22 protein-coding genes, 1 tRNA gene and 2 pseudogenes are annotated in these 22,496 nt (G+C 55.5%); 22 read left to right on the top strand and 3 right to left on the bottom strand.

The genetic code is table 11. The annotated features are described in order from the left end of the window. Positions 1-132: 132 nt before the first annotated feature. The gene (locus KBY02_RS16275) at positions 133-1,479 is read right to left on the bottom strand and encodes an OprD family porin (protein WP_024639923.1); all 1,347 of its coding nucleotides are present in this window, start codon (positions 1,477-1,479) and stop codon (positions 133-135) included. Positions 1,480-2,334: 855 nt separating this feature from the next. Here KBY02_RS16275 and KBY02_RS16270 point away from each other — a divergent pair. After that, on the top strand, positions 2,335-2,766 hold the full coding sequence (locus KBY02_RS16270; protein ID WP_004406157.1) for an HIT domain-containing protein: 432 nt from the start codon (positions 2,335-2,337) through the stop codon (positions 2,764-2,766). Beyond that, entirely contained in the window at positions 2,763-2,969 is a 207-nt protein-coding gene (locus KBY02_RS16265) for a SlyX family protein (RefSeq protein ID WP_003364741.1), read from the top strand. Before KBY02_RS16270 ends, KBY02_RS16265 begins: the two co-directional genes overlap by 4 nt. Before the next feature lie 64 nt (positions 2,970-3,033). Here KBY02_RS16265 and KBY02_RS26270 read toward each other — a convergent pair whose 3' ends face one another. Continuing rightward, complete coding sequence (locus KBY02_RS26270; protein WP_004406145.1) at positions 3,034-3,642, bottom strand: cold-shock protein; 609 nt, start codon at positions 3,640-3,642, stop codon at positions 3,034-3,036. Positions 3,643-4,100: 458 nt separating this feature from the next. Between KBY02_RS26270 and KBY02_RS16255 the strand changes: the two genes are divergently transcribed. The 17 genes from KBY02_RS16255 (at position 4,101) to KBY02_RS16175 (ending at position 17,766) form a co-directional block, all read left to right on the top strand. Then, positions 4,101-4,574 (top strand): Dps family protein, encoded by a 474-nt coding sequence (locus KBY02_RS16255; RefSeq protein WP_003314356.1) that lies wholly within the window; start codon positions 4,101-4,103, stop codon positions 4,572-4,574. Positions 4,575-4,915: 341 nt separating this feature from the next. Next, the gene (locus KBY02_RS16250; protein WP_024641891.1) at positions 4,916-5,260 is read left to right on the top strand and encodes a ribbon-helix-helix domain-containing protein; all 345 of its coding nucleotides are present in this window, start codon (positions 4,916-4,918) and stop codon (positions 5,258-5,260) included. A 292-nt stretch (positions 5,261-5,552) separates the two neighbouring features. After that, positions 5,553-7,328 (top strand): aspartate--tRNA ligase, encoded by a 1,776-nt coding sequence (aspS, locus tag KBY02_RS16245; protein ID WP_002554661.1) that lies wholly within the window; start codon positions 5,553-5,555, stop codon positions 7,326-7,328. Between the two features lie 117 nt (positions 7,329-7,445). Next, positions 7,446-8,192 (top strand): YebC/PmpR family DNA-binding transcriptional regulator, encoded by a 747-nt coding sequence (locus tag KBY02_RS16240; RefSeq protein WP_003339485.1) that lies wholly within the window; start codon positions 7,446-7,448, stop codon positions 8,190-8,192. Between the two features lie 130 nt (positions 8,193-8,322). Next, positions 8,323-8,847 (top strand): crossover junction endodeoxyribonuclease RuvC, encoded by a 525-nt coding sequence (gene ruvC / locus KBY02_RS16235; RefSeq protein ID WP_011266999.1) that lies wholly within the window; start codon positions 8,323-8,325, stop codon positions 8,845-8,847. An 85-nt stretch (positions 8,848-8,932) separates the two neighbouring features. Further along, the gene (gene ruvA, locus KBY02_RS16230) at positions 8,933-9,541 is read left to right on the top strand and encodes a Holliday junction branch migration protein RuvA (protein ID WP_004406125.1); all 609 of its coding nucleotides are present in this window, start codon (positions 8,933-8,935) and stop codon (positions 9,539-9,541) included. After that, entirely contained in the window at positions 9,542-10,603 is a 1,062-nt protein-coding gene (ruvB, locus tag KBY02_RS16225) for a Holliday junction branch migration DNA helicase RuvB (protein WP_003409396.1), read from the top strand. It abuts the gene before it with no gap. Positions 10,604-10,737: 134 nt separating this feature from the next. After that, the gene (gene ybgC, locus KBY02_RS16220; RefSeq protein ID WP_004406122.1) at positions 10,738-11,205 is read left to right on the top strand and encodes a tol-pal system-associated acyl-CoA thioesterase; all 468 of its coding nucleotides are present in this window, start codon (positions 10,738-10,740) and stop codon (positions 11,203-11,205) included. After that, positions 11,195-11,890 (top strand): protein TolQ, encoded by a 696-nt coding sequence (gene tolQ, locus KBY02_RS16215; RefSeq protein WP_002554655.1) that lies wholly within the window; start codon positions 11,195-11,197, stop codon positions 11,888-11,890. The genes ybgC and tolQ overlap by 11 nt, the downstream gene beginning before the upstream one ends. A 14-nt stretch (positions 11,891-11,904) precedes the next feature. After that, entirely contained in the window at positions 11,905-12,369 is a 465-nt protein-coding gene (tolR, locus tag KBY02_RS16210; protein ID WP_002554654.1) for a protein TolR, read from the top strand. After that, complete coding sequence (gene tolA / locus KBY02_RS16205; protein WP_004406115.1) at positions 12,369-13,439, top strand: cell envelope integrity protein TolA; 1,071 nt, start codon at positions 12,369-12,371, stop codon at positions 13,437-13,439. The genes tolR and tolA overlap by 1 nt, the downstream gene beginning before the upstream one ends. 47 nt (positions 13,440-13,486) lie before the next feature. After that, positions 13,487-14,737: a Tol-Pal system beta propeller repeat protein TolB gene (gene tolB, locus KBY02_RS16200; protein ID WP_218961292.1), complete on the top strand. Its 1,251-nt coding sequence runs from the start codon at positions 13,487-13,489 to the stop codon at positions 14,735-14,737. Positions 14,738-14,789: 52 nt separating this feature from the next. Then, positions 14,790-15,293: a peptidoglycan-associated lipoprotein Pal gene (gene pal, locus KBY02_RS16195; RefSeq protein ID WP_003314369.1), complete on the top strand. Its 504-nt coding sequence runs from the start codon at positions 14,790-14,792 to the stop codon at positions 15,291-15,293. 6 nt (positions 15,294-15,299) lie between these two features. After that, positions 15,300-16,118 carry a tol-pal system protein YbgF gene (gene ybgF, locus KBY02_RS16190; RefSeq protein WP_057449775.1) on the top strand — a complete coding sequence of 273 codons (819 nt, stop codon included), beginning with the start codon at positions 15,300-15,302 and terminating at the stop codon, positions 16,116-16,118. A gap of 170 nt (positions 16,119-16,288) precedes the next feature. Continuing rightward, a complete protein-coding gene (gene queE / locus KBY02_RS16185) occupies positions 16,289-16,936 on the top strand; it encodes a 7-carboxy-7-deazaguanine synthase QueE (RefSeq protein WP_004406110.1) in 648 nt (215 codons plus the stop codon). 1 nt (position 16,937) lies between these two features. Then, a complete protein-coding gene (gene queC, locus KBY02_RS16180) occupies positions 16,938-17,627 on the top strand; it encodes a 7-cyano-7-deazaguanine synthase QueC (RefSeq protein WP_003390955.1) in 690 nt (229 codons plus the stop codon). Between the two features lie 63 nt (positions 17,628-17,690). Further along, positions 17,691-17,766: transfer RNA gene (locus KBY02_RS16175), tRNA-Lys, on the top strand. Between the two features lie 199 nt (positions 17,767-17,965). Here the strand turns inward: KBY02_RS16175 and KBY02_RS16170 are convergent. Beyond that, positions 17,966-18,079 (bottom strand): annotated as a pseudogene (locus tag KBY02_RS16170) (site-specific integrase); the annotation flags it as partial. Positions 18,080-18,085: 6 nt separating this feature from the next. Here KBY02_RS16170 and KBY02_RS16165 point away from each other — a divergent pair. From KBY02_RS16165 to KBY02_RS16155, 3 genes and pseudogenes are all read left to right on the top strand, one after another. Then, positions 18,086-18,418: pseudogene (locus KBY02_RS16165) on the top strand (DUF4113 domain-containing protein); the annotation flags it as partial. A 960-nt stretch (positions 18,419-19,378) separates the two neighbouring features. Next, positions 19,379-21,052 (top strand): tryptophan 2-monooxygenase, encoded by a 1,674-nt coding sequence (iaaM, locus tag KBY02_RS16160; protein WP_011267081.1) that lies wholly within the window; start codon positions 19,379-19,381, stop codon positions 21,050-21,052. Positions 21,053-21,088: 36 nt separating this feature from the next. Next, the gene (locus tag KBY02_RS16155; protein WP_225650620.1) at positions 21,089-22,429 is read left to right on the top strand and encodes an amidase family protein; all 1,341 of its coding nucleotides are present in this window, start codon (positions 21,089-21,091) and stop codon (positions 22,427-22,429) included. The last annotated feature ends 67 nt before the right edge of the window (positions 22,430-22,496 follow it).

The raw sequence follows: 22,496 nt of genomic DNA, 5'->3' as shown, positions 1-22,496 counted from the left end.
GCATTGTACGGCGCTGTGCAGGTCGCGTACAGGGCGGGGCTGGCTTGCATGTGGCGTTGGAGTGCTTTCTTGGGGGCATGAAAAAGCCCGGCATGTGCCGGGCTTCTTCTATTAACGAGTGCTGAGCGGTGATTACAGGATCGAGATCGGGTAATCGACGATCAGGCGGAACTCGTTGACGTCGCCATCTGCCTGGGCATCGTTACCACGGTGCCATGCCTGACGCATACGGAAGGACAGGTCTTTGGCCGGGCCAGTCTGTACAACGTATTTGGCTTCAAGGTTGGTTTCGTGGTGCTTGCCGTCAGCTCCATACATGTTGGCATAGGCACTGGACGCGTCTACTTTGGTGCCATCAATGTTGTCACCGTTGAGGTAGCGTGTCATGAAGCTCAGGCCAGGAACGCCGTAAGGCGTCATGTTCAGGTCGTAGCGCACTTGCCACGATTTCTCGCCTGGGCCGTTGAAGTCAGAGTACTGAACGGAGTTGGCCAGGAAAATAGAGTCGCCGCCACGATTGTTGTCGCCTATACCGATATAGTCGAACGGCGTATCGCCGTCGACTTTCTGGTACGCAACGGTAATGGTATGCGCTGCCAGGAACGAATAAGCCGCCGACGCCGAGTAAGTGGTGTTGTTAATCGACCCAGCTTTAGCGCTGCCTTCGTCAAGGGTGCGGTACAGGTTGACGTCGAAAGCCAGTGACTGATCATTCCCCAAAGGCAATGCATAGTTCACGTTACCGTAGTACTGATCCCAGATGTCTTCGAGTTTGGCTGCATAGAAAGCCACGCCCAAACCATCGGTCACTGCGTACTTGCCGCCAACAAAATCTGCACTGCTGGCTTTCAGGCCGTTGAAGCCGTTTGCGTAAGTTGCCCAGATGCTGCCGTCGTGACTCGTGTCATCCTGGCTTGTGCCCGAGTAGAAGTGTCCTGCTTCAAGATCAAGACCTGCAATCTCACTGCTTTGCAGGCTTAGACCGCTAGCGGTTTGAGGTAGCAGGCGTGATCCGCCAACCGCAAATACTGGACTGGTAGGCTGCATGTCGCCGATTTTCAATTCAGTCTTCGATACGCGGAATTTTACAGCGCCGCCCAGCTTGCCCTGCGTAGCCTCGTTATCACCATTGGCGTCAGTGACCAGGTTTCCAGAGCCTGAGTATTTGTCGAGACCCCAAAGCCTGAGGCCTCCATAGCCGAATGCCTCAACGCCTACACCGATGGTGCCTTGAGTGTAGCCGGTACTGAAGTTGGCCCAGATGCCTTGGGTCCAGTCTTTGTCACTGCGACCGCCTGGAGCAGGGTTGTTTTTCTTGTCACGGTTGTAATAGTAATTGCGCAACTTCAGGTCAAGCGTGCTGCCTTCCACAAAGCCCTTGGCATCAGCCTGATCGCTGACGAAAGGTGCGGCTGTTGCCATTTGGGCGCTGGCTGCCGTAACGGCCAGTGCGATTGCGCTCCACTTCATCACTCTCATCGTGATTGCTCCTTTGGTTTTTAGAAGATTTGTCTGCCGTCCCACCTGTTTTTTTATCTGGGCGGCTCTTTCTATTTTTGTCGGCGGAATCTATATCACGCTGACTTGGGTTGCTATAGCTACAGCCTTATCCTTTCAGAATCTTTACGACGCGCAGCCGAGCTAGCCTGTAGTGGCATTCTGCACCTTGTCTGATTGATCAAAGTGCGGTCCGTCACAGCGTCCCTCAGGGTCGCAAGCCTTGTTTCCCTTGATTCTGCCACCCCTGTTTTCCGCCAGGGGTGCCTTGATCATATGGGTGATAAAGCAACAAGCGTGCACAAAGTTTCCGAAAATGAAAAAATTTTGTGAAAAATCAGAATCAGGATCGCATTTTTGCTCTATCTACATGTTTTTGTTAGCCATTTTTATTTTTTAAAAATACCTGTGGCTTTTCCTCGCCAAGGATGAACGCTGCCCTGATTGCCCAAAACGTTACCGGTATCGGCTCACGTTGAGTAGAAAACGAATCCGCTTTGTTGCTGTCGCAACAGCAGTGTGTGATTTTGGTGCAGTCCTTATCGGATTCGCCTGAACCTGGAGCATTGCTCTGGTGGCGGTCATGGTGAGGCAGTGGATGTTTCATTTTCATGTACGTCAGGCAGGCAATTGTAAGGCACTGGTTCAACGTGTGGCTGTTTGCAGCGGGATCTGCCGTCATTCAGTGGCGTCAAATTGGTGCGGCGACCGTTGTGGTGGGTGCATTCTGGTGCATAGGTGAAGCCTCACGCGAAGCCTAGTATCCTGCCTGCCTATCGCAGCACCCTGCCACAGGCAGGGCAGGTGCATTTACCTGGCAGTCAGGAGCTTTTTATCGTGTTCGTTCTGGATTCCCGTCTTCAACAAGACACCCTGCCGATTGGCGACTTTCCGTTGTGCCGGTTACTGCTCTCCAACGACAGTCACTACCCATGGTTCATTCTGGTGCCGCGTCGGGCTGAGATCACTGAAGTCTTTCAGCTGAGCGCTGCAGATCAGGTGCAGTTGTGGCAGGAGACGACTGCACTGTCCAGGGTGCTGAACGAGCTCTTCGATGCGGATAAAATCAACGTTGCCGCCTTGGGGAACGTGGTGAGCCAGCTGCATATGCACGTCATCGTGCGCAAGCGTGACGATGCCGCCTGGCCTGCGCCCGTGTGGGGCAAGCAGGCTGCCATCGCTTATACTGACGAACAGTTCTCGGCAATCCGCCAGCAACTGAAGCCGGTACTGACAAATGATTTCCGATTTGAGGAGGAGCAATCATGAGCCTTGAAGAGCGAGTCATGGAGCTTGAAAGCCGTATGGCCTTTCAGGACGATACGATCCAGGCGCTCAATGACGTGCTGGTAAAGCAGCGGCGCGAGCTTGATCATCTGCAACTGCAGATGGCGGCGATGCTCAAGCGTCAGGAGGAAATGGGCAGTCAGTTCGAGACCTTCGAGGAAGATGCGCCGCCACCTCACTATTGATCGGCTGGCATAAAAAAACCGCGACTTCCGTCAGGAGGTCGCGGTTTTTTGTTGCTTGAAACAATCAGCGGCGGGGCAGGGCTGCAATGACATCTTCGGCCTGCAGGCCTTTGTCGCGGTTCATCACGGAAAATTCGACGCGTTGCCCCTCGACCAGTACGCGATGACCCTCACCGCGAATGGCACGAAAATGCACAAAAATATCGTCGCCGGAATCCCGGGAGATGAAGCCGAAGCCCTTGGAGGTGTTGAACCACTTTACGGTGCCAGTATCACGATTCCCCATGTCGTGGCTTTGCGGCGCGGACGAGGGCGTGTAAGACCTGTAAAAGCTGACGCCCAGGTGCAAGGCGACGGCTGCGATGGCGACAGCCAGGCTCACCAGAATGGCGGGTTGACCTGCGATGCCGGGTAGAGGAACAAGCAAGGTTAGCGTTTGTACGATTACCGCAATGACAAGCAGTGCACTGACCAGATTTTGCAGATTATGACGCGGGCCTCGATTCCAGTAAGGAATGACCGGAGCGAGTATCAGGTTAAGCAGCCCTAGAAAAGCCAGGCAGATCGCGTCAGGATTTTGCAGGTAGAGAGATGCCGCTTCACTACGCAGGCTAGGTATGAAAGAGAGCAACAGGGCTGCTGCTCCCGTTACCAGATGGACGATTTTCAACATTTTAAAAAGCTCACATGCAAGAAGGATTACAAGAAATAGCTGGTAACGTCCGGTACGCTTCTGAACAAGATGAGGCGTGATGCACGAACGCTGGGCCGGCCTATGTGCCAGCGCTGAATGACAACTCGTTGGCGACACGCCGTGTATTTAACAGCAAAGCCTGATCCTACTCAAATCAGCAATCGATAATGGTGCGGGTGCCTGTCCGTCCCTGGCATCACGTTGTCCTTTAGTACCTCTGCACATGCTGAAACAGAGCGCTCTGGCGGATTTTGCTGATTATTCTTCAATTTTCTGCTCCTGGCAGCCCGCTGCGAACACGCAGGAATCGCCGTGGCATTGGCGTGAGTCGCTGCCAGCAGCCAGCGTCGTACCAACGGAAAGCTGCGCCATTCGGGTTCTCTTGATAGAGTAGCGGTCTTTACTGCTTTTCAATCCTCACCAAAAGGGCATGAAACATGGCAATCGATATCGGTATCAGTGAAGAGGATCGCAAATCGATCGTGGACGGTCTGTCGCATCTGCTGTCGGATACTTATGTGCTTTACCTCAAGACTCACAACTTTCACTGGAATGTCAGCGGGCCGATGTTTCGCACGCTGCATTTGATGTTTGAAGAACAGTATAACGAACTGGCACTGGCGGTTGATTCCATCGCCGAGCGTATTCGTGCTCTGGGCTTTCCGGCGCCGGGTACTTATTCGACGTATGCGCGCCTGTCTTCCATCAAGGAAGAAGAAGGCGTACCAAGCGCTGAAGATATGATCAAAAGTCTGGTGCAGGGTCAAGAGGCTGTTGTCCGTACCGCTCGTAGTATCTTTCCTCTTCTGGACAAGGTGAGTGACGAGCCGACAGCTGATCTGCTGACGCAACGCATGCAGGTGCATGAGAAAACGGCCTGGATGTTGCGCTCGATGCTCGAGTCGAAGTAACGGCCAGGGACGAGTGGCTTCAAGTGCCACCCGTCCCGCTCCTGAACTGTTGATCCCCCGCCGTATCTGGTACTTCCGGTACCTGCCTTCATTGCGCAATCGCTCCGGCAATTCAAGGCCCTGCAGTCGCGCGTTGTGCTGCAGTTCTCCTCGCTTTTATTGGCGGCTCCTTCAAGGTTAATAACGCTATTCCGCTGTTTCCTGTAGCCATCTCCTACAGTGACAAAGTGTAGGGGCTTCTGGCTATAAAAACGCCAATCATGTTTTATACATCGGGACATTTATTTGTTTTTGAATATTTCTTTTGGTGTTTAAAACTCAATGATTCGAAGGTGACGGTTATGATGTTACGAAGTGCTGAGCGAGAGCTTAAGTTGCTGCATCGGGAGGTGGAAATACGCCATGACCCCTTTGTCGAGGATTTCAATATGACGCTGGCGCAACCACACTCCAAATCCGTTCGGCTTAACGGTCTGGCTACGTGCCTGCGTCTGGAGAACGTGTACTGGAACATTCTTTCAGGTATCGCCAGTTCCAATGAGTGCTCTGTCAATGCGGTACTGTCCTACATTGATCGGGAGGTTCACTTGCGGTACGGGGGCGTAAAGAATTTCAGTGGTTTGATTCGTGTTGTCTGTGTGGCGCATCTTTTGAAGGGCGACTGCCTGGAAAATTCCCACGCCTAGCATAGCTTTATCCTCATTCCTGCGGGCCCGCTCAGGTGTGCCTGCGCTTTCCCCCGCAGCGCGAGTGAACGGCTCGGCTGCGCGGGGTGGTCACGAACTTATCCGGTCGTTAATAGGTTCGTCCGGCTGCACGGTGCCAATTAACTCTATATAATCCTCCGTCTTGCTAGCGGGCGTGACTCTGCGTGGGTCAGGGCTGGCTTTGGCCTTGTGCCGGTGCCTTGTACCTCTGAGCGCAAGCCAGGAGCGAAATCGCCACCGAATTCGAATTACGAGAAGTGAAAACACCATCATGATGCGCAGCCATTATTGCGGCCAACTGAACGAGAGTCTGGAAGGCCAGGAAATTACCCTTTGCGGATGGGTCCACCGTCGTCGTGACCACGGGGGCGTTATCTTCCTCGATATCCGCGACCGTGAAGGCATGGCTCAAGTCGTGTTCGACCCTGATCGGGCCGACAGTTTCGCTGCCGCTGATCGCGTGCGCAGCGAGTACGTGGTCAAGGTCGTGGGCAAGGTTCGTGCTCGTCCGGCAGGTGCCGTGAATGCGAACATGGCGTCAGGCGCCATCGAGGTTCTGGGTTACGAGCTCGAGGTGTTGAACGAGTCCGAAACGCCGCCGTTCCCTCTGAATGAGTATTCCGACGTCGGCGAGGAAACACGCCTGCGCTATCGCTTCATCGACCTGCGCCGTCCGGAAATGGCCGAGAAGCTGCGTCTGCGTTCGCGTATCACTACCAGTATCCGTCGCTATCTGGATGACAACGGCTTCCTCGACGTCGAGACGCCGATCCTGACCCGCGCCACACCAGAAGGCGCTCGCGACTATCTGGTTCCAAGCCGCACACACCCGGGCAGCTTCTTCGCCCTGCCGCAATCGCCTCAGCTGTTCAAGCAACTGCTGATGGTCGCCGGCTTCGATCGTTACTACCAGATCGCCAAGTGCTTCCGCGACGAGGACCTGCGTGCCGACCGTCAGCCGGAATTCACCCAGATCGACATCGAAACCAGCTTCCTCAATGAAGAGGACATCATCGGTCTGACCGAGAAGATGGTTCGTCAGTTGTTCAAGGAAGTCCTGGACCTGGAGTTCGGTGATTTCCCGCACATGACCTTTGAAGAGGCCATGCGCCGCTACGGTTCCGACAAACCGGACCTGCGCAACCCGCTGGAACTGGTGGATGTTGCCGATCAGCTCACCGGCGTGGAATTCAAGGTGTTCAGCGGCCCGGCCAACGACCCCAAGGGGCGCGTTGCCGCACTGCGTGTACCGGGCGCCGCCAGCATGGCGCGCAGCCAGATCGACGACTACACCAAGTTCGTCAGCATCTATGGTGCCAAGGGGCTGGCCTACATCAAGGTCAACGAGCGCGCGAAGGGGCCGGAAGGCTTGCAGTCGCCGATCGTCAAGTTCATCCCGGAAGACAACCTGAACGTCATCCTCGATCGCGTTGGTGCGGTTGATGGCGACATCGTCTTCTTCGGTGCGGACAAGTTCAAGATCGTCAGCGAGGCCCTTGGCGCGCTGCGCATCAAGATCGGTAATGACCTCAAGCTGCACACTTGCGAGTGGGCACCGATGTGGGTCGTTGACTTCCCGATGTTTGAAGAAAACGACGACGGCAGCTTCACCGCCTTGCACCACCCCTTCACGGCACCCAAGTGCACGCCTGAAGAGCTGGAAGCCAACCCGGCGACCGCGCTGTCCCGTGCCTACGACATGGTGCTCAACGGCACCGAACTGGGCGGCGGTTCGATCCGTATCCATCGCAAGGAAATGCAACAGGCGGTCTTCCGTCTGCTGGGCATTGCCGAAGACGAGCAGCAGGAGAAGTTCGGCTTCCTGCTCGATGCCTTGAAATATGGTGCGCCACCGCACGGTGGTCTGGCTTTCGGTCTGGACCGTCTGGTAATGCTGATGACCGGCGCGCAATCGATTCGTGAAGTGATCGCGTTCCCGAAAACCCAGAGCGCGGCTGATGTCATGACCCAGGCGCCTGGCGTTGTCGATGCCAAAGCGTTGCGCGAGCTGCACATCCGTCTGCGCGAGCAGCCAAAGGCCGAGTGATGCCGGGCAGGGCGTATCAATGATGCGCCCTGCATTTACCCCTTATTGAGTGAAGCTTTTTGCCCGTCTGTTCAGGGCGAAAGGTGAAGGTGTTTCAAAAAGAATCTGGAGCGAAAAATGGCAGGTCATTCTAAGTGGGCGAACATCAAGCACCGCAAAGAGCGTCAGGATGCCAAAAAAGGCAAGATTTTCACCAAGTGGATCCGTGAGCTGACCGTTGCTGCGCGTCAGGGCGGTGGTGATCCCGGTTCCAACCCGCGTCTGCGTCTGGCGCTGGACAAGGCGCTTGGTGCGAACATGACCCGTGACACCATTGATCGTGCGGTGGCGCGAGGGGTAGGGGCCTCCGACGGTGATGATGTCGAGGAGCTGGGTTACGAGGGCTACGGTCCGGGCGGCGTGGCGATCATGGTCGAAACCATGACCGACAACCGCAACCGTACCGCGGCGGCTGTGCGCCATGCATTCACCAAATGCGGCGGCAATCTCGGCACCGACGGCTCTGTTGCCTACCTGTTCGATCGCAAGGGGCAGATCTCCTTCGCTGCCGGGGTCGATGAGGATTCGCTGATCGAGGCTGCCATGGAGGCTGATGCTGACGATGTCGTGACCAACGAAGACGGCTCGATCGATGTGTTCACATCGTTCTCCGGGTTTTATGCGGTGCGTAACGCATTGGAGGCTGCGGGTTTCAAGGCTGCAGACGCAGAGATTGTCATGCTGCCGACCACCAGTGCCGTGCTTGATCTGGAAACCGCTGAAAAGGTACTCAAGCTGATTGATATGCTCGAAGACCTGGATGACGTGCAGAACGTGTATTCAAATGCGGAGATCCCGGACGAAGTGATGGAGCAACTGGGCTGATCGCTTGCAGGTAACACCAGGTCGGAAGCCGGGGGAACGAAGCTGTGAGCAACGCACAGCTATCGGCCTCCGGCTTCTGCCTTTATGCTGCACCTATTGTTTTGCGTGACTTCCTCAAGCTGCAGGCGTTATGACTCTTATTCTTGGTATCGATCCCGGTTCGCGAATCACCGGCTATGGCGTGGTACGCGACACCGGGCGCGGCTGTGTCTATGTCGCGTCGGGCTGCATCCGCACCGGCAGCGGCGAGCTGCATGAGCGTTTGCAGATCGTTTATCGCGGTGTGCGGGAAGTCATCAAGACCTACGAACCAGTGACGATGGGCATCGAAAAGGTTTTCATGGCGCGTAACGCCGATTCGGCATTGAAGCTGGGGCAGGCCAGGGGCGCAGCCATCGTGGCGGGTGCCGAAGAGGCGCTGGAAATTGCCGAATACACCGCAACCCAGGTCAAGCAGGCAGTTGCAGGAACCGGCGGTGCCAATAAGGAACAGGTGATGATGATGGTCATGCACCTGCTCAAGCTGACCCAGAAGCCGCAAATCGATGCGTCCGATGCCCTTGCCATCGCCCTGTGCCACGCGCATACGCGTTCCAGTCTGATTCCTCACGGCTTGGGCACTGCGCGCAGTCGCGGCGGCCGCTTGCGGCTCTAGAGGCATTATATGTCCGCTTATTTTCTATGATGACGGTGTTCAACTTCTTCGCGCGAGCGACAGGCAACACGAAAGGATCTGAAACGTGATTGGACGTTTACGCGGCTCTCTCGCCGAAAAGCAGCCTCCGCATCTGGTGCTGGATGTCAACGGTGTCGGCTATGAGGTGGAAGTGCCGATGACCACCCTGTACCGGCTGCCGCATGTTGGCGAGACGGTGACTTTGCACACCCACCTGGTGGTCCGCGAGGACGCGCACCTTTTGTACGGCTTCTACGAAAAACGCGAGCGCGAACTGTTTCGTGAGCTGATCCGGCTCAATGGCGTCGGCCCCAAGCTGGCACTGGCGCTGATGTCCGGTCTGGAAGTCGATGAGCTGGTACGTTGCGTACAGGCGCAGGACACGTCGGCGCTGACGCGTATCCCCGGTGTGGGCAAGAAGACTGCCGAGCGGCTGCTGGTCGAGCTCAAGGATCGTTTCAAGGCCTGGGAGGCCTTACCAGGCACCTTTACGCTGGTTTCCAATGGTCCCAATCAGGCTGAGCCTGTGGCATCGGCAGAGTCCGATGCGGTCAGCGCACTGATTTCGCTGGGCTACAAACCTCAGGAGGCGAGCAAGGCTGTCTCCGCCATCAAGGAAAAAGATTTGAGCAGTGCGGATCTGATTCGCCGTGCGTTGAAGGGGATGGGTTAAGTGATAGACGCCGACCGTCTGATAACTGCCACTGGTGGCCGTGATCGTGATGAACAGATGGACCGCGCGATTCGGCCACTGAGCCTTGCGGATTACATCGGCCAGCCGACCGTACGCGAGCAGATGGAGTTGTTCATCCAGGCTGCCCGTGGTCGCAGCGAAGCGCTGGATCACACGCTGATCTTCGGTCCGCCCGGTCTGGGCAAGACCACGCTCGCCAACATCATCGCTCAGGAAATGGGCGTGTCGATCAAGAGTACGTCCGGCCCGGTCCTCGAGCGGCCCGGCGATCTGGCAGCGATCCTGACCAACCTTGAACCCAATGACGTGCTGTTCATCGACGAGATCCATCGTCTGTCGCCGATCGTCGAGGAAGTGCTGTACCCGGCAATGGAAGACTTCCAGCTCGACATCATGATCGGTGAAGGCCCGGCAGCGCGCTCGATCAAGCTTGATCTGCCGCCGTTCACGCTGGTCGGTGCGACCACTCGAGCCGGCATGCTGACCAATCCGCTGCGCGACCGCTTCGGCATCGTGCAGCGACTCGAGTTTTACAACATCGCCGATCTTTCCACGATCGTGTCGCGCTCGGCAGGCATTCTGGGGTTGGTCATCGAGCCGCAAGGCGCTTTCGAGATCGCCAGGCGCGCCCGTGGCACGCCGCGTATCGCCAACCGCCTGTTGCGTCGGGTGCGGGATTTTGCCGAAGTTCGTGGCAACGGGCAGATCACCCGGCAGACAGCCGACAAGGCCCTAAACCTGCTGGACGTCGACGAGCACGGCTTCGATCATCAGGACCGGCGTTTGCTGCTGACCATGATCGAGAAGTTCGACGGTGGTCCGGTGGGCGTGGACAGCCTGGCGGCGGCCATCAGCGAAGAGCGTCATACGATCGAAGACGTACTCGAGCCCTATTTGATCCAGCAAGGCTATATCATGCGCACACCTCGGGGGCGTGTGGTGACCCGGCATGCGTATCTGCATTTCGGCCTGAATATCCCGTCGAGGATGGGCGAGATACCGGTACCGGACGATTTCGGCGACGAGCCCGTGGATTTATAGCAATGGCTTGCAATTTATTTGCGGTCTCTGTGGTCACATTGCCAGTCCTGCCGCCGATACCAGTAACTAAGTGGCAAATCGTTGAAAAACAGTTGCCTGACCCGATTGGCAACCTGAGGAGTAAGCTCTAGAGTATGCGCGCGCAAAACGGGGTTCAGTCGTTCGCACATCGCTGTCGCGTTTACTACGAGGACACCGATGCCGGCGGCATCGTCTACTACGTCAATTATCTGAAATTCATGGAGCGGGCTCGTACCGAGCGGCTACGGGAATTGGGCTTTGCCCAATCCGAACTGGCGCAGGAAAACCTTTTATTTGTCGTGCACTCCAGTGAGGCTCGTTATCACCAGCCGGCGCGGCTGGATGACGAGTTGCTCGTCAGTGCAGAAGTAACCGAATTGAATCGCGTCAGCCTGCGCTTTAAACAGCAGATCAGGCGGGCGTCGGATGCAACGCTGCTCTGTGAAGGGCAGTTCCTGGTGGCGTGCGTGCGCGCCGATAGTTTTAAACCCCGGGCCATTCCCGAAGCTCTGCGAGCGGCCTTCGCCGACCAGAGCGGCGCGGGCATACATTCAGAGCAGGAGATAAAGCGTGGAAGCTAACGTCGTCGACCATTCCTCCATGTGGAGTTTGGTCAGCAATGCCAGCATTGTTGTTCAGTTGGTAATGCTGATTCTGGTAGCTGCTTCGGTCACTTCGTGGATCGTGATTTTTCAGCGCAGCAACATGCTGCGCGCAGGTCGACGTGCGCTGGACAGCTTTGAAGAGCGTTTCTGGTCGGGTATCGATCTGTCCAAGCTGTACCGTCAGGCGGGCAGCAACCCCGATCCGGATTCGGGCGTCGAGCAGATCTTCCGTGCCGGTTTCAAGGAGTTCTCGCGTCTGCGTCAGCAGTCCGGCGTCGATCCTGATGCGGTCATGGAAGGTGTGGCGCGCGCCATGCGTGTTGCCATCTCCCGCGAGGAAGAGAAACTCGAAGCCGGTCTGCCGTATCTGGCGACCGTGGGCTCTACCAGTCCTTATGTCGGTCTGTTCGGTACTGTCTGGGGGATCATGAACTCCTTCCGCGGTCTGGCGACTGCACAGCAGGCAACACTGGCTACCGTGGCACCGGGTATTGCCGAAGCATTGATTGCAACGGCCATCGGCCTGTTTGCAGCCATTCCGGCCGTTATTGCCTACAACCGTTTCGCCGCGCGCAGTGAGACCTTGATCAGCCGTTACTACACGTTTGCTGACGAGTTCCAGGCCATCCTGCACCGTAAAGTGCACACCAGCGAAGAGTGAGCAGGTAATTCCCCATGGCTTTAATCGCTCGAGATCGTCGCAGAAAACGCAAGCCGGTCGCCGAAATGAACGTAGTGCCCTACATCGACGTGATGCTGGTGTTGCTCGTGATTTTCATGGTGACGGCTCCCATGATCAACCAGGGCGTGAAAGTCGACTTGCCCAAGGTCTCCAGCGAGGCTTTGCCGCAAGACAACAACAATCAGGTCCTGACCATTTCGATCAAGGCTGACAAGACCTATTACTGGAACCTTGGCAGCGAAGTCGATACCGACAAGCAGATGGACAAGGCAATGACCCTGCCACAGCTGACTGCCGCAGTGACCAAGATCGTCGCTGCCGGTCGTGACGCAGGCAAGCAGACGCAGGTTTTCATTCGTGGTGACAAGACCGTCGATTACGGCTCGGTCATGGGCACGATGGGCGGGCTGCAGAAGGCTGGGGTCGGGAATGTTGGCTTGATTACCGAGGCACCCTGATGCAGCCGATTCGAGAGCCGTCCGCCTCGGAAAGCTACTTCTGGCCCAGTGTCTGGGCCGTGGCATTGCATATTCTGATTTTCGGCATGCTGTTCGTCAGCTTTGCCATGACTCCGGATCTGCCCGAAGCCAAGCCTATCGTTCAGGCAACGCTCTATCAGCTCAAGTCCAAGAGCCAGGCCACTACCCAGACCAACCAGAAGATTGCCGGTGAGGCGAAGAAAACCGCTGCGCGACAAACAGAAGTCGAACAGCTGGAGCAGAAAAAGATCGAGCAGCAAAAACAGGAAGCTGTAAAAGCTGCGGAACAAAAGAAAGAAGAGTCTGCTCAAAAAGCCGAAGAGCAGAAAGCAGCCGACGAAGCCAAAAAGGCCGAACAGAAAGCAGAAGAGGCCAAAAAGGCTGACGATGCCAAGAAAGCCGATGAAGCCAAGAAGGTTGCCGACGCCAAAAAGCTTGAAGAGAAGCAGCTGGCTGATATAGCCAAGAAGAAGGCCGAAGACGAGGCGAAGAAAAAAGCCGAAGAAGACGCCAAGAAAGCTGCTGCCGAGGAAGCCAAGAAACAGGCTGCTGATGAGGCCAAGAAAAAGGCCGCAGAAGACGCCAAGAAAAAGGCTGCCGAGGACGCGAAGAAAAAAGCCGCTGCCGATTCCGCCAAGAAGGCGCAGGAAGCAGCCCGTAAATCCGCTGAAGACAAGAAGGCGCAGGCACTGGCCGATTTGCTGTCCGATAAACCGGAGCGGCAACAGGCTTTGGCTGACGAGCGGGGCGATGAAACGGCTGGCAGTTTCGATGACCTGATTCGTGTAAGGGCTTCGGAAGGCTGGAGTCGTCCACCATCGGCACGTAACAACATGTCGGTAACGTTGCAGATCGGGATGTTGCCGGACGGTACGATTGCTTCTGTATCGATTGCCAAATCCAGTGGTGACGGACCGTTTGACAGCTCTGCGGTTGCTGCGGTGAAGAACATTGGACGTTTGACAGAAATGCAGGGTCTGAAGCCGGCTGACTTCGCGCCCTATCGTTCATTCAAGATGACATTCACACCTGGAGATCTAGCCTTGTGATCAACCTTTTTCGAGGACTGCTGGTCGTTCTCTGTTTCGCATCCGCAATGGTGTCGGCAGAAGAAAAGAACATTCTGGTCACCAGCGGCAGTGACCGCGCAGCGCCAATCGCTGTTGTGCCTTTCGGATGGCAGGGCGGTAGCGTTCTGCCTGAAGACATGGCCGAAATCATAAGCAACGATCTGCGCAACTCCGGTTACTACGCGCCGATCCCGAAGCAGAACATGATCAGCTTGCCGACCCAGGCCAGCGAAGTCATCTTCCGTGACTGGAAAGCGCTGGGTGCCCAGTACGTCATGGTCGGCAACATCACGCCTGCCGGCGGACGTCTGCAGATCCAGTACGCGCTGTTCAACGTGGCCACCGAGCAGCAGGTGCTGACCGGTAACGTGTCGGGTACCAATGATCAGTTGCGCGACATGGCGCACTACATTGCCGACCAGTCGTTCGAGAAGCTCACCGGTATCAAGGGTGCGTTTTCCACTCGTATGCTTTACGTGACGGCCGAACGCTTCTCGGAAAACAACACGCGTTACACCTTGCAGCGTTCGGATTACGACGGTGCTCGTGCAGTAACCCTGTTGCAATCCCGTGAGCCAATCCTGTCGCCGCGTTTTGCGCCGGACGGCAAACGTATTGCCTATGTCTCGTTCGAACAGAAGCGTCCACGCATCTTCGTTCAGCACATCGACACCGGTCGTCGCGAACAGATTACCAACTTCGAAGGCCTGAACGGCGCGCCTGCATGGTCGCCGGATGGCAGCAAGCTGGCATTCGTACTGTCCAAGGACGGCAACCCGGAGATCTATGTAATCAATCTGGCGTCGCGTCAATTGAGCCGCGTGACCAACGATTCTTCGATTGATACTGAACCTTTCTTCGGCAAGGACGGGTCTACGCTATACTTCACGTCGGACCGTGGCGGCAAGCCACAGATCTACAAGACCAATATCAATGGCGGCGGTGCCGAACGCGTGACGTTCGTGGGTAACTACAACGCCAACCCGAAATTGTCAGCCGATGAAAAGACGCTGGTAATGATTCACCGGCAGGACGGCTTCACTAATTTCAAGGTGGCAGTGCAGGATTTGGCCCGCGGTAGCGTAAAAATCCTCACAGATAGCAACCTTGATGAGTCGCCTACTGTTGCGCCCAACGGCACCATGGTAATCTACGCCACCCGCCAGCAGGGCCGGGGAGTCTTGATGCTCGTGTCCATTAACGGACGCGTAAGGCTCCCGCTTCCTACCGCTCAAGGCGAAGTCAGAGAACCTTCCTGGTCCCCTTACCTGAACTGACGCGGCGCTACACGATTTGCTTAACACACTGGGGTTCATTAGGAGTTTCAAGATGGAAATGCTGAAGTTTGGTAAATTTGCTGCGCTGGCTCTGGCCATGGCTGTAGCTGTAGGTTGCTCGTCCAAAGGCGGCGACAATGCCGGTGCAGGCGGTGCTGCTGTTGATCCTAACGCTGGTTACGGCGCCAACTCGGGTGCTGTTGACGGCTCCCTGAGCGAAGAAGCTGCTCTGCGCGCAATCACCACCTTCTACTTCGAATACGACAGTTCGGACCTGAAGCCAGAAGCCATGCGCTCCCTGGACGTGCACGCCAAAGACCTGAAAGCTAACGGCGCTCGCGTTGTTCTGGAAGGCAACACCGACGAACGTGGTACTCGCGAGTACAACATGGCACTGGGCGAGCGTCGTGCGAAAGCCGTTCAGCGCTACCTGGTACTGCAAGGTGTTTCCCCAGCCCAGCTGGAACTGGTTTCCTACGGCGAAGAGCGTCCAGTTGCTACCGGCAACGACGAGCAGTCCTGGGCTCAGAACCGTCGCGTCGAACTGCGTAAGTAATTTGACATGCGAACGTGCCGACGTGCTCTAACCGTTTTGGCCCTCGCCCTTCCGCTTTCAGCGTTGGGTGCGGCACCTGTGGTCGATAACAATTCTGGCTCTGGCAGCAGCAGTTATCCGCCAGCGGGTTATGGCACGTCCGGCGCCTATGCCGGGGGAGGGGTTACGGCCCCTGCCTCGGCACAAGGTCAGCTGTTCATGCAGCTGCAGCAGATGCAGGACGAAATCGCGCGTTTGCGCGGTGTTGTCGAGGTCCAGCAAAATGACATCCAGCGCATGAAGCAGGAAGCTCTGGAGCGTTATCAGGAACTCGATCAACGTATAGCCAGTGGCTCAGCCGCTCCGGCTACCAATAATTCCCAACCTGCTGGTGGCGCTATCGACGCCGGCGGGACGCCTTCGGCCCCCGCGGCTCAGCAGGCACCGGCAGCAGGCACCGAGCCTCCTGATCCGGCGAAGGAAAAGCTTTATTACGAAGCCGCCTTCGATTTGATCAAGGCAAAGGATTTCGACAAGGCCAGCCAGGCCTTCACCGCTTTCCTGCGCAAATACCCAAACAGTTCGTATGCGGGCAATGCCCAATACTGGCTGGGTGAAGTCAATCTGGCCAAAGGCGACCTTCAGGGCGCCGGTCAGGCGTTCGCCAAAGTCAGTCAACAGTATCCGAAGCATGCCAAGGTGCCTGATTCGCTGTACAAGCTGGCTGATGTCGAACGCCGTCTGGGTCATACCGACAAGGTGAAAGGCATATTGCAGCAGGTCGTTGCCCAGTATCCTGGCACTTCAGCTGCACAATTGGCGCAGCGAGATCTGCAGCGCCTTTGATGTGTTGACCCGCTGATCAAGAAAGCCGCGCTAGTCGCGGCTTTTTTCGTTAGAATCTCGCACCCGAAATTCCGGTACACCTTACGCTTTTCTGGATTCCGCGATTGCGAGTCCCTTGAAGTGCCTGACGGAGGCGGACGGCCTGTTTAGCTGTTACGCCCGTGGCTGATATGCAAGACACATTACGCATCACCGAAATCTTTCACTCGTTGCAGGGTGAAACCCGTACGGCTGGCCTGCCCACCGTATTTGTCCGCCTTACCGGCTGCCCGTTGCGCTGCCAGTACTGCGACAGTGCCTACGCGTTCAGCGGCGGCACTATTCAGACGCTGGACGACATCCTTGGACAAGTGGCTTCCTATCGCCCTCGTTATGTCTGCGTCACCGGTGGCGAACCGCTCGCCCAGCCCAATGCCATTGCGTTGCTGAGGCGTCTTTGCGACGCGGGCTATGAAGTATCGCTGGAGACCAGTGGTGCTTTGGACATCTCGGCGGTGGATCCTCGTGTCAGTCGCGTCGTAGACCTCAAGACCCCAGGGTCAAAAGAAGTCTCGCGTAACCGCTACGAGAACATGGAGCTGCTGACGGCGAACGATCAGGTCAAATTCGTGATCTGCTCGCGTGAGGATTATGACTGGGCGGTTTCCAAGCTGATCCAGTACGGTCTTGATCGTCGTGCGGGCGAAGTCCTGTTCTCGGCCAGTCACCACGAGCTCAAGGGCCGTGATCTGGCGGACTGGATCGTGGCCGACAACCTGCCGGTACGCCTGCAGATGCAGTTGCATAAAATTCTTTGGGATGACGAGCCGGGGCGCTGATATGAGTGAATTGACCAAGACTGAAAAAAGAGCCGTGATCCTCCTGTCTGGCGGCCTGGACTCTGCGACCGTCGTAGCCATGGCTCGCGCCGAGGGTTACGTCTGTTACACGATGAGCTTCGATTACGGCCAGCGTCATCGCGCCGAGCTGGATGCCGCTGCGCGGGTTGCCGGTGATCTCGGCGCCGTGGAGCACAAGGTCATCGGCCTGAACCTCAACGGTATTGGTGGCTCGGCATTGACCGACAGCTCCATTGCCGTGCCTGAGTCGCCTTCTGAAGGCATTCCGGTCACCTACGTACCGGCGCGCAACACCGTCTTCCTGTCGCTCGCCCTGGGCTGGGCAGAGGTCCTTGGCGCGAGGGATATCTTCATTGGCGTCAATGCCGTGGATTACTCGGGTTATCCGGATTGCCGTCCCGAGTTTGTCGAGTCATTCGAGCGCATGGCCAATCTGGCGACCAAGGCCGGTGTGGAAGGGCAGGGCTTCACGATCAGGGCGCCGCTGCAGAATCTGAGCAAGTCGGACATCGTCAAGGCAGGCACTGCATTGGGGGTCGATTACTCGCTGACGGTTTCCTGCTACCAGGCTGACGACCAGGGCCGTGCCTGTGGCAAATGCGACAGCTGCCGCTTGCGCGCCGAGGGCTTTACCGCTGCCGGTATCGCAGACCCGACTCGCTATTTTTAAAGTTTTTCAAAAAAGGTGTTGAATTACTCATAAAAATCAGTAATATACGCGCCACACAACAGAGGGTCGTTAGCTCAGTTGGTAGAGCAGTTGGCTTTTAACCAATTGGTCGTAGGTTCGAATCCCACACGACCCACCATTTCGAAAATCTGGAAGGCCCATGAAAATGCGGATTTCCAGGTTTTTTTTTGCGTTGCGGATTGTCATGGTTGAATGGCGGTTCTGGGCTTCCGTCATGGGGCTGATGCGACGATCTGTAAGGCAGCTGGCAGGTCTTTCGAGGCTGAAGGCAGTAAGCACCGATTGAGTGTGATGTGCACCCAGACAAGCAGCCGTCTGAACTCCCGATGGGTTTTTTCGGTTTCGCCCCTAACCCCGATTATTCTCTGGCTCGGATCTACGTTCTCATACCTCAAGCAGAGCAATGCGTTAAGTATTATGCCCGTGTAGTAGGAGGTTACCCCACTAACGACGTGCGCTTGATGACCAGGGCGGCGAACGAGGTAGTGAATCGTTTGTTTCGACCGGAGTTCAAGTACAGCAAGGCAGAGGTACTGTTGCTGGATCTGCGACAGCCTGGCGAGTTTACGGATGACATGTTCGCAGCTTCGCAACTGGCGTCTGCGGAGAGGATGATGGGAGGCCTGGACGAGATCAGTACACGCTGGGGCAGAGGGGCTTTACGAACCGGGAGTGTTCCTTTCAATCCGGGATGGGCTATGCGCCGCGAGCTGATGAGTGAGAGTTATACAATCAGGCTCGATCAGTTGTGGGAGGTGAAAAGTCTGTAAGAGCTCTGTAAGGATCAAGGCGCGGATGCACTTGGGTTACTAGAGTTACCACGCCTACTTCGTCAAAATCTTCGAATCGAGATTTAGATAGAGCAGTTTTTTGTAGACGCAAAGTGATACGTTTGCAGTCATTCGCTAGTGAAATTTTAGTATTTCTGATTGTCATCTAATAGCTCCATTGAACTGACATCGTACATCCATCACTAAGCCAGCTGTCTAATTGATATCACCAGTTCGCTTCGGTGGTGAGAAGGAAAAGCTGTCTTCATATAATAAAGCTTGACTCGTCGCTTTTGAGAGGATAATTTTTATTCAAGTCTGATGTTGGATCCGAGCGATGCAGATTTTTAGCTCTGACGATTAGGCCGTTTCGCGATAGCATGATTGATGCCGTTGTATTTTAATGTAAGCTAAAGCCATGTTGACTGCCTTTTTCTGTTGGGGCATATACTTCTTTTGCAGGCGGAAAGTTGGCAGTGCTATGGGTCTTTAAACCCTCCGACGTAGGCTTTCGCTCAGCTCGGCTGATCGTACCGCGAACTCGGCGGCAAAGGTATTAGTATTATTTATGGAAATAGGTGCATTGCTGATTGCGATGCGAGCTCGGCAGTTGGCGGGGCGGGGGCGCCAGCCTTAGAAAGCCTCATTCCCCACAGCCTTATATAGAGATTGGACGCTCGGTATATGATTATGTTGCTCCGCTTTAAGGCGGCTCATCTTTGATGTCTGCAGGGGCGTTAAGGAATTCGGTCAGGTCGAAAAAAGTCGGTATACGCAAGCCAATGCGTGGTCGACCAGCGGTCGTTAATGCTTACTAATCTTAGCGGACTAATAGGGTTTGAAGGGATTGGTTTAGGAATTTTGGATGTTGACGACTGCTGTGCACAGCTGCCGTTTCAGCTTTAGTTTAAAAAAACGTAACCGGGCAGCACGTCAGGTTGAAGAGGATAGCGTCACGTTATGGATGACCATTTTAATTCACCCAGTATTGATATTTTGTACGACTACGGTCCCTTTCTGAAAAAATGTGAGATGACGGGAGGCATAGGCAGCTATTCATCCGGAACGCCCACCCCTCGGGTAGCGATAGTCGGTGCCGGCATCAGTGGGCTGGTCGCTGCAACTGAATTATTACGTGCGGGAGTCAAGGACGTTGTTTTATATGAGTCGCGTGATCGAATCGGGGGGCGGGTATGGTCTCAAGTGTTCGATCAGACTCGTCCACGTTACATTGCAGAAATGGGTGCGATGCGCTTTCCTCCCAGCGCAACTGGCCTTTTCCACTACCTGAAAAAGTTTGGTATTTCAACGTCGACCACCTTTCCGGATCCAGGTGTGGTGGACACGGAGCTGCATTACCGTGGTAAACGCTATTACTGGCCAGCGGGCAAAAAGCCGCCCGCATTATTCAGGCGAGTTTATGAGGGGTGGCAGTCTTTATTGCGCGATGGTTACCTCCTTGAAGGCGGTTCTTTAGTTGCCCCGCTGGACATTGCCTCCATGCTCAAGTCGGGTTGTTTGGAAGAGGCAGCGATCGCATGGCAAGGATGGCTCAATGTATTCCGAGATTGTTCATTCTACAACGCGATTGTCTGTATTTTTACCGGCCCCCACCCGCCAGGCGGTGACCAATGGGCTCGCCCTGAAGACTTTGAGCTGTTCGGCTCGCTTGGCATAGGCTCGGGTGGTTTTCTGCCAGTCTTTCAGGCTGGCTTCACGGAAATACTCCGGATGGTCATCAATGGATACCAAAGTGATCAGCGACTGATTCCGGACGGGATATCCAGTCTGGCCACGAGACTCGCTGATCAGGCATTTGACGGCAAAACGTTAAGGGAGCGCATTTGTTTTAGTCGGGTAGGCCGCATTTCCAGAGACTCTGAAAAAATCATCATCCAGACAACAGCAGGAGAACAGGGCTTATTTGATCGAGTGATTGTCACTAGCAGTAATCGAGCCATGCAAATGATTCATTGCCTCACGGACAGCGAGCGCTTCCTGAGTCGTGACGTCGCTCGTGCTGTCCGCGAAACCCACCTGACCGGATCATCGAAGCTTTTCATTCTCACCCGTACCAAATTCTGGATAAAAAACAAACTTCCGACCACCATCCAGTCGGACGGCTTGGTGCGCGGCGTCTATTGTCTGGATTATCAGCCCGATGAACCTGATGGTCACGGAGTTGTTCTGCTCAGTTACACGTGGGAAGACGACGCTCAAAAAATGCTGGCGATGTCTGACAAAAAGACACGTTGTCAGGTACTGGTTAATGACCTCGCTGCGATGCATCCGACGTTCGCCAGTTATCTCCTGCCTGTTGAGGGGGATTATGAGCGGTATGTATTGCACCATGACTGGCTCACCGATCCCCATTCTGCGGGCGCTTTCAAACTCAATTACCCCGGCGAGGATGTTTACTCGCATCGATTGTTCTTTCAACCGATGACAGCGAACAGTCCCGATAAAGACACGGGGCTCTATCTGGCTGGCTGCAGTTGCTCTTTTGCCGGAGGGTGGATCGAAGGTGCTGTCCAGACAGCATTGAACAGTGCCTGTGCCGTGCTGCGCAGCACCGGAGGGCAGGTGTCAGAAGGCAACCCGCTTGACTGTATTAACGCCTCCTATCGCTATTAGCAGTCCTGAGAGAAGCGCTTATACAGGGAGAAGAGTATGCGCGAAATGATCACACTTGAATCGCTGTGCCGGGCATTGGCCGATGAACAGATTGCCGCTGAAGAGCTGCGCGGGCGGGCGCTCGACACTGAGGCCCGCTTGACCCTTTTGAACTGTTTCATACGCGAGGGCGATGCGGTCAGCCAGTTTGGCGAGGCTGATCAAGCAAGGAAGGGTACTTCACTCTGGGGCGTGCCAGTTTCCTTCAAGGATAATATCTGTGTTCGCGGTCTGCCGTTGACGGCCGGGACGCGAGGGATGTCCGGTTTCATAGCTGATCAGGATGCTGCGATTGTCAGTCAACTCAAAGCCCTCGGGGCTGTGGTTGCTGGCAAGAACAATATGCACGAACTTAGTTTCGGGGTGACATCCATCAATCCTCATTGGGGAGCCGTGGGAAACCCCGTTGCCCCCGGGTATTGTGCCGGGGGCAGTAGTGGTGGAAGTGCCGCCGCAGTGGCAAGTGGAATCGTTCCGCTGTCGGTGGGGACCGATACGGGGGGCTCGATAAGAATACCGGCGGCTTTTTGCGGCATTACGGGCTTCAGACCCACTACTGGACGCTTGTCAACGGCAGGCATTATCCCTGTTTCTCATACAAAGGATTGCGTTGGGTTACTGACACGAACAGCAGGCGACGCCGAATTTGTGTATGGGCTGTTGTCAGGCAAGCAGCAGTCTTTTCCTCTGAACAGGACGGGTCCCTGTCGAATCGGCCTACCGGTCTCCATGTGGTCTGATCTGGATGGCGAGGTGGAGAGGGCATGCATTAATGCACTCAGCCTGCTGCGCAAGACAGGGTTCGAGTTTGTTGAAATTGATGATGCCGATATTGTGGAACTGAACCAGACACTCACGTTCACCGTTCCGCTTTACGAATTCTTTGCCGACTTTGCTCAGTCATTGCTCTCCTTGGGCTGGAAGCACGGTATCCATCATATTTTTGCGCAGGTTGATGATGCCAACGTAAAAGGCATCATCAATCACCATCTTGGAGAGGGCGCTATAAAACCGGCTCACTATTTGAGTTCACTGCAAAATGGCGAGCTGTTGAAAAGAAAAATGGATGAGCTATTTGGTCGTCATCATATCAAGCTCCTGGGGTATCCCACGGTACCTTGCCGGGTACCTCATCTGGATCATGCTGACCGACCAGAGTTTTTCAGTCAGGCCATTCGCAATACCGACCTGGCCAGCAACGCGATGCTCCCCTCTATAACGATTCCCGTCGGGCCGGAAGGGCGGTTGCCGGTCGGCTTGAGCTTTGACGCGCCCAGAGCGCGAGATGCTTTTTTACTGAGCAACGTGAGTCTTATAGAGAAAGTATTAAAGGGTTGAGGTTTCAGTTGCCGACGCTTGTTGACGGGGTGTCGCGGTGTCGGCGTTTATCTACGCAAACCGACGT

Source organism: Pseudomonas sp. P129, assembly GCF_020312195.1.
Lineage (GTDB): Bacteria > Pseudomonadota > Gammaproteobacteria > Pseudomonadales > Pseudomonadaceae > Aquipseudomonas > Aquipseudomonas fragariae.
This window is presented reverse-complemented; position numbering and strand designations above follow the sequence as displayed.